The sequence below is a fragment of the Micromonospora vulcania genome, assembly GCF_042658605.1.
GTDB classification, from domain to species: domain Bacteria; phylum Actinomycetota; class Actinomycetes; order Mycobacteriales; family Micromonosporaceae; genus Micromonospora; species Micromonospora vulcania.
On the sequence record NZ_JBHSQS010000015.1, the window covers coordinates 132854 to 144863 of the forward strand.

At 75.1% G+C, this 12010-nt stretch carries 14 protein-coding genes, 1 tRNA gene and 1 pseudogene; 4 read left to right on the plus strand and 12 right to left on the minus strand.

The features are described from left to right. Positions 1 to 217 precede the first annotated feature (217 nt). From ACFQGL_RS23400 to ACFQGL_RS23410, 3 genes are all read right to left on the minus strand, one after another. Entirely contained in the window at positions 218 to 685 is a 468-nt protein-coding gene (locus ACFQGL_RS23400) for a MarR family winged helix-turn-helix transcriptional regulator (protein ID WP_377514499.1), read from the minus strand. 56 nt (positions 686 to 741) lie between these two features. Then, a complete protein-coding gene (locus ACFQGL_RS23405; protein WP_377514500.1) occupies positions 742 to 1920 on the minus strand; it encodes a PP2C family protein-serine/threonine phosphatase in 1179 nt (392 codons plus the stop codon). An 83-nt stretch (positions 1921 to 2003) separates the two neighbouring features. Next, the gene (locus ACFQGL_RS23410; protein WP_377514501.1) at positions 2004 to 2750 is read right to left on the minus strand and encodes an SAM-dependent methyltransferase; all 747 of its coding nucleotides are present in this window, start codon (positions 2748 to 2750) and stop codon (positions 2004 to 2006) included. 116 nt (positions 2751 to 2866) lie between these two features. Between ACFQGL_RS23410 and ACFQGL_RS23415 the strand changes: the two genes are divergently transcribed. The 3 genes from ACFQGL_RS23415 (at position 2867) to ACFQGL_RS23425 (ending at position 4505) form a co-directional block, all read left to right on the plus strand. Beyond that, a complete protein-coding gene (locus tag ACFQGL_RS23415) occupies positions 2867 to 3748 on the plus strand; it encodes a universal stress protein (protein WP_377514502.1) in 882 nt (293 codons plus the stop codon). 71 nt (positions 3749 to 3819) lie between these two features. Then, on the plus strand, positions 3820 to 4032 hold the full coding sequence (locus tag ACFQGL_RS23420) for a phosphatidylethanolamine-binding protein (RefSeq protein ID WP_334631762.1): 213 nt from the start codon (positions 3820 to 3822) through the stop codon (positions 4030 to 4032). Beyond that, on the plus strand, positions 4029 to 4505 hold the full coding sequence (locus ACFQGL_RS23425; RefSeq protein ID WP_377514504.1) for a hypothetical protein: 477 nt from the start codon (positions 4029 to 4031) through the stop codon (positions 4503 to 4505). The genes ACFQGL_RS23420 and ACFQGL_RS23425 overlap by 4 nt, the downstream gene beginning before the upstream one ends. On the opposite strand, the gene ACFQGL_RS23430 is transcribed toward ACFQGL_RS23425, so the two are convergent. Next, on the minus strand, positions 4502 to 4708 hold the full coding sequence (locus tag ACFQGL_RS23430) for a hypothetical protein (RefSeq protein ID WP_377514505.1): 207 nt from the start codon (positions 4706 to 4708) through the stop codon (positions 4502 to 4504). The two genes, ACFQGL_RS23425 and ACFQGL_RS23430, sit on opposite strands and share 4 nt — an antisense overlap. Before the next feature lie 133 nt (positions 4709 to 4841). Here ACFQGL_RS23430 and ACFQGL_RS23435 point away from each other — a divergent pair, with 133 nt between their 5' ends. Next, on the plus strand, positions 4842 to 5489 hold the full coding sequence (locus tag ACFQGL_RS23435; protein WP_377514506.1) for a hypothetical protein: 648 nt from the start codon (positions 4842 to 4844) through the stop codon (positions 5487 to 5489). A gap of 5 nt (positions 5490 to 5494) precedes the next feature. Here ACFQGL_RS23435 and ACFQGL_RS23440 read toward each other — a convergent pair whose 3' ends face one another. From ACFQGL_RS23440 to ACFQGL_RS23475, 8 genes and pseudogenes are all read right to left on the minus strand, one after another. After that, the gene (locus tag ACFQGL_RS23440; RefSeq protein WP_377514507.1) at positions 5495 to 5680 is read right to left on the minus strand and encodes a hypothetical protein; all 186 of its coding nucleotides are present in this window, start codon (positions 5678 to 5680) and stop codon (positions 5495 to 5497) included. Between the two features lie 80 nt (positions 5681 to 5760). After that, positions 5761 to 7038: a hemolysin family protein gene (locus tag ACFQGL_RS23445; protein ID WP_377514508.1), complete on the minus strand. Its 1278-nt coding sequence runs from the start codon at positions 7036 to 7038 to the stop codon at positions 5761 to 5763. Between the two features lie 72 nt (positions 7039 to 7110). Next, positions 7111 to 7308, minus strand: coding sequence for a hypothetical protein (locus ACFQGL_RS23450; RefSeq protein WP_377514510.1), 198 nt, complete (start codon positions 7306 to 7308; stop codon positions 7111 to 7113). Between the two features lie 47 nt (positions 7309 to 7355). Next, positions 7356 to 9110 carry a selenocysteine-specific translation elongation factor gene (selB, locus tag ACFQGL_RS23455; protein WP_377514511.1) on the minus strand — a complete coding sequence of 585 codons (1755 nt, stop codon included), beginning with the start codon at positions 9108 to 9110 and terminating at the stop codon, positions 7356 to 7358. A 2-nt stretch (positions 9111 to 9112) separates the two neighbouring features. Continuing rightward, positions 9113 to 10417 (minus strand): L-seryl-tRNA(Sec) selenium transferase, encoded by a 1305-nt coding sequence (gene selA, locus ACFQGL_RS23460; protein ID WP_377514512.1) that lies wholly within the window; start codon positions 10415 to 10417, stop codon positions 9113 to 9115. 22 nt (positions 10418 to 10439) lie between these two features. Beyond that, positions 10440 to 10535: transfer RNA gene (locus ACFQGL_RS23465), tRNA-Sec, on the minus strand. 13 nt (positions 10536 to 10548) lie between these two features. Then, a complete protein-coding gene (gene nrfD / locus ACFQGL_RS23470) occupies positions 10549 to 11526 on the minus strand; it encodes an NrfD/PsrC family molybdoenzyme membrane anchor subunit (protein ID WP_377514515.1) in 978 nt (325 codons plus the stop codon). Positions 11527 to 11828: 302 nt separating this feature from the next. Beyond that, positions 11829 to 12010: pseudogene (locus ACFQGL_RS23475) on the minus strand (4Fe-4S dicluster domain-containing protein); the annotation flags it as partial.

A 12010-nucleotide genomic window follows, 5' to 3' on the forward strand; every position in this document is an offset into this window, starting at 1 on the left:
CCACCGCCGGCTCCCCTGCGACCCCGGGACGGGACCGCTTCCCTGATGCGGCCCGTGATCTCGATGATCACGGGCCGGGTAAGTGCGCTGTCACTATATCGGGCCCTCCCCCGGGCCCCGGGTGTCGCCGCGTGGTGTTCGGTGCGGCTGTGCCGCACTGTGGCGTGGATCACCACGCGTAGAGCATCCTAGGATACTAGTGGAAGCGGGGAGAGCCTCACGCCGTCTGCGCCGCCGGATCGGTCTGCTGCTGCTCCGGCACCACCTGGCCGGCCGCCCGACCGAACGCGAGCAACGCCAGCAGCAGATCGTGCTGGCCCCGCGGCGGCATCCGGTCCAACACCGTCTGCACCGCGCGCTGGCGCCGCTCGGCCAACTCCCCCAGCAGGGTCTGCGCGGCGGCGGTCAGCACCAGCCGCACCTCGCGCCGGTCCCGCGGATCGGCCACCCGCCGCAGCAGACCGGTCGCCTCCAACCGGTCGCAGAGCCGACTGGCCGACGACGGCACCACGTCCAGCAACTCCGCCAACCGGTTGACGTTCGTCTGCGACCGACCGCTGATCAGCGTCAGCACCCGCAGTTGGGTCGGCGGCACCTGATGCCGCGACGCGGCCGCGTCGAGCACGGCGATCAACGTCTCGGCGGCCGCGTCGATCGCCGAGGCGAGATCCCCAGGTCGCTCCACCCGATGTCCCCTGCCGTCGTCGCGCTGCTGCCGGCCCGGCGGACCGGCGGCGACTCTCACCCGCCGTTCCGCTCGCGCGGACCGTGCCAGTCCAGGCAGACCACGACGGCGTCGTCGCGCAGGTCGGAGTCCGCGTGGTAGGCGTGCAGTTCGCGCATCACCGTACCAACCGCCTCGGTTGCCGGCTGCAACCGCGTGCCGCGCAGGGAACGAGCCATCGCCCGCTGCCCGTACGGCTCCTGGCCGGCCGGCTCCGCCGCCCACACCCCGTCACTGACCACAAAGAGGCGATCACCCGGCGCGAGCTGGAACTCCTGCAGCTCGTAGCGGGTCTCGGCGAACATACCCAGCGGTAGCTGCTGCTCCAGGGTGACCGGCTCGACCACCGTGCCGCGCAGCCGCAGCACGTGTGGTGAGCCGGCGTCCACCGCCCGCACCCGGCCGGTGCCGATGTTCAGCTCCAACAGCAGAGTGGCCACGTGCCGGTGCCCCCGGTGCTGGTAGAAGACCGTGTCCGAGGCCAGCTCGGCCTGCTCCACCAGACCGCCGTCGGAGCGGCGCGCGTTGCGCATCGCGTTCACCGTGACCGCCGTCAGCATCGACGCGGCCAGCCCACTGCCCTCACCGTTGAGCACCGTCACCGTGAGCCGGTCGCCGTCCAGCGACCAGTCGAAGTGGTCCCCACCCACGGTGTACGCCGGTTCGAGCTGACCGGCCAGGTGAAAGGCGTGGTGTGCCACGCTGCGCCCGGGCAGCAGGTCCCACTGCATCTCGGCGGCCATGCTGAGCCGCTCGCGACGCCGGGCCCGCCGATACCGGTCGGTCTCCCGCTCCGCCGCCCGCATCGCCACCGCCAGGCTCGCGGCGATCTCCGTGGCGTGGCCGGCGACGACCGGACCCGGCGCGCTGGGCAACTCGATCAGCAGGACGCCGAGGCGCTCCCCCCACACGGTCAGTGGCAGGTAGAGCCGGCAGGCACCGTCCTCGGCGCCGTCGCGTACCGGCTGCTGACTGCTGAAGCAGCGCTGCGCCACGGTGTGGCAGGCCAGGAACCCGGCCGCCGGCAGGTCCGGGTCCAGCATCGGCCAGAGCCCGCTGATCCGGTAGTCCGCGACGAACACGTCGGTACGCACCGCGCCCAGCGCCGAGCGGATCGCCCGGTCCACCGCCTCGGCCAACTGATCGGGCGGAGCCTCGCGCAGCGCACGCAACACCACGTCCGGCGCGTCCACCATGGTCGTCCTCTCCAGAAGCTTGCTACAGGGCAAGCATCATACGGACGGCCGTGGGCGGCCCGTCGGCGCGGTCCGCGTCCGGGTCAGTCGGCCCCACGGGTCGCGAGCGCGCCGTGGAACGCGTCCGGCACCGGTGCCGGCGGGCCGTCCGGCCGCCACTGGGTGACCGGGACGATCCCGTCCGCCGTCGGCGCCCACCGACCCAACAGCGGCGCGAACGCCTCCGGCGGACGCATCCGGAACGCCGGCCCCATCATCGCCAGGGCCTGCGGATGAGCGGCCAACTCCTCGGTGTCGAAGTCGATGGCCAGCAGACTGCCCGGCGCCGCGGCGGCGTACAACTCGTCGAGGGTGCGCCGGAGCGTGTCGTCGTCGAGGAACGCGGCCAGCCCGAGGAAGATCACCCCCACCGGTCGCCGACCCCAGCCCGGGACGAAGCGGTGCAGTTGCGCCGGATCCACCGTCCCGACGTCAGTGGCGTCGCCGTAGCCGTAGCCGGCCCGGTCGCTGCCGGCGAGGATCCGCTGGCCCAACCGGATGGTGACCGGGTCCACATCGGTGTAGAGCACGGTGGCCTCGCCGGCGACCTCGTGCACGTTGCCCATCGTCGGCACGCCCGCGCCGAAGACCAGGAAGCCGTCCACGCCCTGCCCGGCGATGGCCCGCACCGCCCGCCCGAGGAACGCCCGCAGCTCCCGGAACACCGGCGCGCACGGCCCGTACGCCTGCTCGAAGGCGGTCGCGGCACCCACGTCGACCGGAAAGTGGTGCCGCCCACCGAGCCAGTAATCGATCATGCGAGCAGTGCTCGGCTGGTCCGGTTCACCCATCGACGACGCTCCCTCCCCAACTGATCGTCGCCAGCGTACCGACCCGGACGCGCTGGGCGGTATCGCTCCGCCGAGCCGTCCCCGCCCGCGATACTGGCCCCGGCGGGAGGTGGCCGGTGAACGCGGCGAACAGCGCGGCGGTGGTGGTCGGCGTGGACGGCTCGGAGCCGTCCCTGCGCGCCGTGCGCCTCGCCGCCAGCGAGGCCGCCCGCCGGCACCGGCCACTGCGGGTGGTGCACGGATTCATCTGGCCGCTGCTGCACGTGCCGGTCTCCCCCGCCCCGGACGGGCCGCCCGGCGGTGGTCTCCGCCACCGGGCCGAGGAACTGGTCGCCGCCGCGGTCACCGAAGCCGAGGCGACCGCGCCCGACCTGCAGATCTCCGGCGAGATCATCGACGGCGAGGCCGCGGCGGTGCTCGTCGGCGAGTCCCCCACCGCCGCGCTCGTGGTGCTGGGCGACCGGGGGCTGGGCGGCTTCGCCGCGCTGGTGGTCGGCTCGGTGGCGGTGCAGGTCGCCGCGTACGCCGACTGCCCGGTGCTGGTGGCCCGCGGCGCGCAACACGCCGACGGGCCCGTGGTGGTCGCCGTGGACGGCTCGGCGGCCTCCGGGCTCGCCGTCGAGTTCGCCGCCGAGGCCGCCGAGGCGCGCGGCGTGCCACTGGAGGCCGTGCACGCCTACCGGCACCCGGCCAGCAACGGGCCGGGCGACATGCAACCCCTGGTGTACGACGAGGCGCAACTGCACGGCGAGGAGGACCGGCTGCTCGCCGAGTCCCTCGCCGAGCTGACCGAGCGGCACCCGCGGCTGCGGGTGACCCGACGGGCGGTGCGGGGACGCACCGGCACGGTGCTCGCCGAGGCATCCCGCTCCGCCCAACTGATGGTCGTCGGCGGGCAGGGGCACGGCGAGGTGACCGGGTTGCTGCTGGGATCGGTGAGCCAGTCGGTGCTGCACCACGCCCAGTGCCCGGTCGCCGTGGTCCGCGCCCCCCGCTGAGCCTCGGGGTTGGCCCGCCCCCAGACGGGTAGACGGCCGCGGTACGCCAACGGCGACGAAGGAGGCAGCAGATGCCAGGACCACGGCCGGGCAGTAACGCGTACGACAAGCAGCGGGCACGGTTGCGCAACGCGATCGACAACGAGGGCCGCCGGGTACCCGACGGCAAGGCCGACCAGGTCGCCAACCGGATCCTGCAGGACGACCGGGGTCAACGTGGTGTGGTCCGCGGCGACCGCGCGTACGGCCCCAAGGGTGAACGCGAACCGGGCGACCCGAAGTGAGGCGCCCGGACGTGACCGACGGCGCCATCGCGGGCGCCGTCGGCAGCACCGCGCTGAACGTGGTCAGCTACCTGGACATGGCGCTGCGGGCGCGTCCGGCGAGCGGCACACCGGAGGAGACCGTCGACAAGCTGGCGGGGATCGCGCACGTGGACCTGGGGTCCGGGGGCCGGGCGGCCAACCGCCGCTCGGCCCTCGGGCCCCTGATCGGTTACGCGCTGGGCATCGGCGCGGGCATCGCGTTCGCGTTCTACGCCAACGGCCGACGGCAGCCACTGCCCGTGGCCACCGGCCTGCTCGGCGCCGGTGTGATGACGATGACCGACGGGTCCATCACGGCGCTCGGCATCAGTGATCCGCGCACCTGGGGGCGCTCCGACTGGATCTCCGACATCATTCCGCACCTGGCGTTCGGCCTGACGGCCGCCGTCACCTGGAACAGGTTGCGGCGGCCGTCAGGGCGGGATCGCTAGGCCCGACCGTCGGTGTCGTCGTCGGCCACCGGCTCACCGGCCGGGCCGTACGGCGACACCTGCCCCCGGGGCACCGGCCGGCCGTCGTCGCCGCGCGAGGTGCCGCGATTGGCGGGGTGCGGGCCGGGGCCGGGACGTTTGCTGTTCTGGCTCGTCGCGCCCTGGGCGTTACGCCGAAGCTCCGGTTGCTGCGGGTTCGTCACGGGGTGTCTCCCTCCGGTACGGCAGGCGGCATCGACCGCCTCCACCGCCGGCATACCCGCCCCACCCGGCGGCATTCCGACCACGGTCCCCGCCCGGAGGGCTAGCCGCCCGCCGCGCGGGTACCCGGTGGGCGTGGGCAACGATCGAACGGTGGCGCGGGTCCTGCTGGACCGGCGTAGCCACACGTACGCGGAGGACGCCGGCATCCGGCTCGCCGACCGCCCCGGACCGCTGTACCAGCTCCTGGTGCTGACCACCCTGCTGAGCACCCGGATCCGGGCCTGTGTGGCGGTGGACGCCGCGCGGGAACTGTTCGCCGCCGGCTACCGCACACCGCAGGCGATGGAGGCGGCCAGCTGGCAGCAGCGGGTCGACGCGCTGGGCCGCGGGCACTACCGCCGCTACGACGAACGCACGGCCACCATGCTCGGCACCGGCGCGCGGCTGTGCCTGGACCGCTGGCACGGCGACCTGCGGCGGCTGTACCGCGACGCCCAGGGCGACCCGGCCGGGCTACGTCGGCGGCTCACCGAGTTCCCCGGCATCGGCCCCACCGGCGCGGACATCTACCTGCGCGAGGCACAGACGGTCTGGTCCGATCTGCGCCCGTACGCCGACCGCCGGGCGTTGGCCGGGGCGAAACAGCTCGGCCTGCCCGGCTCACCCGACCGGCTGGCCGGGCTGGTCGACGAGCCCGACTTCGGTCGGCTCGCCTCGGCGCTGGTCCGGGTGGCGCTCGGCGAGGAGTCCGCCAGCGAGGTCACCCGCGCCGCCCGCTGAGCCGCTCACTTCACCGTCTTGTCTCCCGGCCGGGTCAGGTGCCACACCAGCAGCGCGGCGAGCAGCGCCAGGATCACCACCCCGCCGGAGATGCCGCCGCCCTCCTCGGGGCTGCGGCCCGTACTGCCGAAGTAGATCACCGCGAGGCCGGCCAGCACCGCGACGAACGTCCGTAAACCTCGGTCCTTCACGTACCGCACCGTAGGCGGCGTGCGTTCGCGGCGGGCGGGGTCGGCCCCGCGTTCCCCCGTCCGGGCGACCCACGCGCCGCTCAGCGGTCGGTGACGAACCCGTGCAACCGCACCCGCCGTACCGCCCGGTCGGCCACCTCCACCACCTCCATCGTCAGCCCCGGCAGACGCACCGTCTCACCCGCCTCGCGCGGCAGGTGCCCGAGCCGGGCCAGCACCAGACCGGCCACCGTCGTGTAGTCCCGCGACAATGGGAAGCTCAGCCGTACGCCGAGATCGGGCAGATCGTGTAGCGGAAAGTCGCCGGGCACCAGCAGCGACCCGTCCGGCTCCCGGACCGCCGCGCGGACGTCCCGGTCGGTCTCGTCGTACAGCTCGCCGACGACCTCGGCCAGCAGGTCCTCCAGGGTGACCATGCCGTCGATGCCGCCGCGCTCGTCGACCACCAGGGCGAGCTGCTGGTGTTCCTGGCGGAGTTGGCGCAGCGCGTCGGCGACCGGCAGGGTGACCGGCAGCAGCAGCGGCGGTCGGGCCTGCTCACCCACCGCACCGATGTCGGCCCGCACCAGGTCGCGGATGTGCACCACGCCGATCACCTCGTCCAGGCCGCCGGGGCCGGTGACCGGTGCGCGGGAGCGGCCGGCGGCGGCGAGCCGACGGACCCCCTCGTCGGCGGCCAGGCTGGCCGGCAGCGTGGTCACCTCCCGCCGGGCCACCAGGATCTCCCGCAGCGTCCGGCCAGCGATGTCGAACGCGCCGGTGAGGATCTCCCGCTGCTGCGCCGACAGTCCGCGCTGGCTGACCAGCATCTCCCGCAGCTCGTCCTCGGTCATCTCCTCCCGGTTGGCCCGCGGGTCGCCGCCGGCCAACCGGACCACCATGTTGGTGGCCCGACTCAGCAGCCAGACCGCCGGTCGGGACAGGCGGGCGAGCAGGTCCAGTGGTCCGGCGCTGAGCAGCGCCCAGCGCTCGGCCCGTTGCATGGCCAGCCGCTTCGGGGCCAGCTCGCCGAACACCAACGTGACCAGGGTCAGCGCCACCGTCACCACGAGCACCGCGGTGGGGCGGGCCGCCCCGCCGAGGAAACCGAGCGGGCCGACGAGCGGCCCGGCCAGCGACACCGCGGCCGCCGCCGAGGCGAGGAACCCGGCCAGGGTGATGCCGAGCTGGATGGTGGCCAGATAGCGGTTCGGGTCGCGGGAGAGTCGGATCAGGCGTTCGCCGGACCGACCGCGCCGGCCCAGCCGCCGCAGCTGTCCCTCGCGCAGCGTCACCAGAGCCATTTCGCTGCCCGAGAGCGCGGCGTTGACCAGCACCAGCACGGCCACCAGCGCCAGCTGCCCGATCTGACCGCCCATCGCGCACCCCCGTCCGCCCCGCCTGAGGCCACTCAACCGCAGTCCGGCCGGCTCCGGTCCGGTTTCCGGTGCTCAGTCGACCTCCAGGTCGTCCAGCGAGATGGCGTGGGTCATCAACCAGCGGGCCAGCGCCGACATGCCGAACAGCCAGAGCGGGGCGGACTCGGTGGGGCCGCTGGTGGCGAAGATGGCGAAGCGGAGGTCCGGTGCGCGGTACGCCTCGATCCGCCACCGGTGCTGCCGGTCCCGCCAGACCGCCGAAGGGTCCATGGCGTCACCGTAGGTGACCGCCGATGGCCCGGTGGCCGCTTGGCCGGTCAGGTGACGACGATCCGGGCGTCGTCGGGTAGTCGGCGGGTCGCGCCCCGGCGGTCCAGCAGCTCCAGCAGCGGCACCGCGACCCGACGGGTGGTGTCCAGTGCCTGCCGGGCGGCGGACAGGGTGAACGGTTGGGGCAGCCCGGCCAGCACCCGGACCGCGCCGTCGAGCGCGTCGGGCAGCAGCACCACGTTGTCGGCCAGCCGCAGCAGCGCGCCAGCGCGTACCGCCGCGCCGATCTCGCGGGGCCCCAGACCCAGGTCGACGAGGCGGTCCGCCTCCGGGGCGCGGAACGGTCGGTCACCGTACTCGGCGCGGACCCGCTGCACGGCCCGCGCGACCGGCTCGGGCAGCGCGTCGACGCCCGCCGCGCCCACCCGGCCGGCGAGGATGCGCAGCGGCGGCCGGACCAGCGCCTCGACGAGCACCCGGTCGGGCAGGTCGAGGCGCTGCCGCAGCGCGTCGACCGGCATGCCCGGCTCCAGCGGGTGCTCCCGCGCGTGGCGGCTGACCTCCTCGGTCACCCGTTCGCCGAGTTGCCGCCAGTGCTCGGGATCGGCCAGCCAGTCACCGGCCACCGGTTCGGCGTGCACGGGGACGCCCATCCGGATCAGGGTGCCGACCCGGACCAGCCGACGGCGGCGCAGCTCCCCGGCGAGGTCGGCCCGACCGTCCAGGTCGGCGAGGATCCGCGCGCGGGCGGCTGCCGCGCCCCGGCGGGCCAGCGGCGGCGGCGCGACGTCCAGCACCCGTACCCCGCCGGACACGTGGTGCCGGCCCGGGTCGCGCAGTAGCGCCCGGTCGCCCACCAGCAGAGGCAGCGCACGGGCCAGCCGGAGCCGGACGGTGTCCGGCCCGAGCGGGCGGACCCGCACCGGCACCGCCGCCGATCCGACGTGCAGGGTGAGAGTGGCCGGCAGGTCGGCCGCCGGATCGCCGGCGAGCCGGACGTCGATCACGTCGGTGCGGTGGAACCGGCCCGGGGTGAGCAGCGCGTCGCCGCGGCCGAGCCGGTCGCGGGGCGTGCCGCGCAGATTGACCGCCACCCGGGCCACCGCCGCCGCCTCCGGCCGGGCCGCACCGAGCGAGTGCAGGCCACGGACCCGGACCAACTCGTCGGTGCCGGCCAGCTCCAACTCGTCGCCGACGCGCAACCGGCCGCCGCCGAGGGTGCCGGTGACGACGGTGCCGCTGCCCCGCACGGTGAAACTGCGGTCCACCCAGAGGCGGACCGGGTCGTCCACCGCGGGGGCCGGCAGGCGGGCGGCGAGCCGGTCCAGGGCGGCCCGCAGCTCCGGCAGGCCGGCACCGGTCACGCCGCTGACCGCCACCGTCTCCACCGCGCCGAGACTGGTCGCCGCGATCTCGGCCCGGGCCCGAGCCGTCGCCGGCCCCGGATCGGCCAGGTCCGCGCGGGTCACCGCCACCAGGCCGTACGCGACACCCAGCGCGTCCAGCGCCGCCAGGTGCTCGGCGGACTGCGGCATCCACCCCTCGTCGGCGGCGACCACGATCAACGCCGCCGGCACCGGGCCGACCCCGGCGAGCATGTTCGGCACGAACCGTTCGTGCCCGGGTACGTCGACGAACGCGACCGTGCCGCCCGACGGCAGCGTCGTCCAGGCGAAGCCCAGGTCGATGGTCATCCCCCGGCGGCGTTCCTCGGCCCACCGGTCGGGCTCCATTCCGGTCAGTGCCCGGACCAGGGTGGACTTGCCGTGGTCGACGTGGCCGGCGGTGGCGACGACGAACATGCTCAGTCGTCCTCGGGTACGCGCAGCACGGCCGCCCGCACCGCCTCGTCGGCGTCGGCGGGTACGCAGCGCAGGTCGAGCAGGAGCCGGCCGCGCACCACCCGACCCAGCACCGGCTGGTCGCCGGTACGCAGCGGCGCGGCGTACCGTTCGGGCAGGCTCAACGCCCACGAGTCCAGCTCCACGCCGGGGGCGCCGCCGCCACCGACCACGGCGACCGCCGGCACCACCTCCGCCTTGCGGCCGTCCGCGCCGAGCCGGTCGCGCAGACGCTCCACCCGCTGCCGCAGCGCGCCCGGGTGGGCGTGCAACGCGGTCCGGGTCGGCGTGTCCCGGTGGTGCAGGGTGGCGGCCAACGCGGCGAGGGTGAGCTTGTCCACGCGCAGCGCCCGGGCCAGCGGATGACGGCGGAGCCGGTCGACCAGCTCCGCGTCGCCGAGCAGCAGCCCGGCCTGCGGGCCCCCGAGCAGCTTGTCGCCGCTGGCCGTGACCAGGGTGGCCCCGGCGCGCAGGGTGCTGGCCGCGTCCGGCTCGTCGGGCAGCAGCGGATCCGCGGTGAGCAGCCCGGAGCCGATGTCCGCGACGACCGGCACACCGAGGGTGGCCAGTTCCCGTACGCCGGTGGCGGCGGTGAAGCCGGTGATCTGGAAGTTCGACGGGTGCACCTTGAGCACGAAGCCGGTCTGCGGGCCGATCGCCGCGGCATAGTCGGCCACCGTGGTGCGGTTGGTGGTGCCCACCTCCCGCAGTCGCGCACCGGTGCTCTCCAGCAGGTCGGGCAGCCGGAATCCGTCGCCGATCTCGACCAGTTCGCCGCGGCTGACCACGATCTCCCGGCCGGCGGCCAACGCGGTGGCGGCCAGCACCAGCGCGGCGGCACCGTTGTTGACCACGTGCACCGCCTGTGCGTCGGGCACCGCGCCGGCCAGCGCGTCGAGGGCGTCCCGGCCGCGTCGGGCCCGCCGGCCGGTGTTCAGGTCCAGCTCGACGTCGGTGTGTCCGGCGGCGGCCGTCACCGCGGCGACCGCAGCGGCGGACAGCGGCGCCCGCCCCAGATTGGTGTGCAGGACGACGCCGGTGGCGTTGAGCACCGCGCGGGGCCCCGGCGCGGGCAACGCGGCGACCGCCACGTCGCGCACGTCCTCGGGGTCGATCTCACCACGTCGGGCCCGCTCCTGCGCCCGGGTGACAACCGTCTTGACCCGCTCCCGGCCGAGGGTCACCGTGGCGGCGGCCAACAGCGGATCGGCGAGTAACGCGTCGGTGCGGGGCACCCGGCGTCGCGGGTCCACCGTGCCCTCACCCATCGCGTCCACTCCTGCCGCGTTTTGGCGGAGACGGACGGGAATCGAACCCGCCTGGCCCGGGTCCCGGACCACACCGGTTTTGAAGACCGGGAGGGGCACCAGCCGCCTGAACGCCTCCATCGGACATTTGATCACAACGCAGGCGGGGCCGCTCGGTCAGGAGACGGATTCACCCCTGTCCGCCGGGCATTCACCCGCTCGCGTTGCGGCACCACCGTATACCGGGGATCACGGGCGGAGGCGACTCCGCCGTGGAAGATGCCGAACCGGGTGGCCACCGAGGCGGCCAGCAGCGCGACGCCGGAGAGTGCACCGACCACCCGGCTGCGGCGGCCGAGCAGCGCACCGGTCACGCCCGCCGCGGTCAGCAGGCGGCCGGCGCGCAGCAGCCGACCGGGCCGACCCAGCCGGTAGGGCTCGCTGAGCAGACCGAGACGGGTCTCCACCCGGTGCGCGCCCCACAGTTCCAGGGCCGCGCCGGCCACCGCCATCCGGCGGGCCGGCCCGGCCTCGGCCGGCGGCGCGGCCAGCAGACCCACGCCGGCGCCGCTGGCCAGCGCACTGCCCGCGAAGATGACCGGCAGCTCCGGGTACGCCTCATGCCACGACGGCACCGCCGTGTCGGCGAGCAGCACCCCGGTGTACGTGGCCAGCGCCGGCGCGGTGCCGGCGGCGACCAGCCCGGCCACGTTCCCGACCGGCGGCAGAACTCGGCCGACCATCCCGAGCGGACCGTGCCGGGGCAGCCAGCCCGCGCTCTCGGCGATCGCGGCGACCCCGGCGGCCGGCCCGAACGCGGTGAGGATCCAGGTGCCCACCGACATCGGCGAGGTCAGCTTGGCCACCCGGAGCATGTGGTGAAAGCGCGCCGGCCGGCCCAGGTCCTTGACCAGGAAGACGGCGCTGGCGGTGACGGCGGCCAGCGAGGTCACCCGCCCCGCCCGGCGCAGCGCCGGCCGACCGGTGAGCTGGCCGCCGGCGGCCAGCAGGGACGAGCCGGCGGCCAACCCGCCGGTGAACAGGTACGCGGCGATGTCCCACTTCCACACCGGCCCCTTGAGGACGGGCCGGCCGTAGTACGACGTGAACTCGGCCTCCGGCACCCGCAACTCCTCGCCGCCACCGCGACGACCGCGTCGGCGACCGTTGCGCCGGTCGCCACTGGCAGGCGCGTCGGTGTTGGGCGCGGCGGTGTTGGGTGCGGCGACGTTGGGTGCGGCGGTGTTGGGTGCGGCGACGTTGGGTGCGGCGACGTTGGGTGCGGCGACGTTGGACGCGGCGGCTGCGGCTGCGGCGGCGGCTGCGGCGGCGGCTGCGGCGGCGGCTGCGGCGGCGGCTGCGGCGGTGCGCTCGGCGGCCAGCCGTGCCCGGAAGCGGCCGAAGAGTTCGCCCACCGGCGGGCGGTACGTGCTCACGACGAGCCTCCGACAAACGCGGCGACGGTCGCCGCCGCCATGGCCAGGGCGGCCAGACCGGCGCGTTTCCACATCGCCGGTAGGTCGCGGGTGGTCACGATCGGGTCCGGTGGCAGCCCGTACACCTCCGGCTCGTCCAACAGCAGGAAGAACGCCCCGTCACCACCCACACCATCAT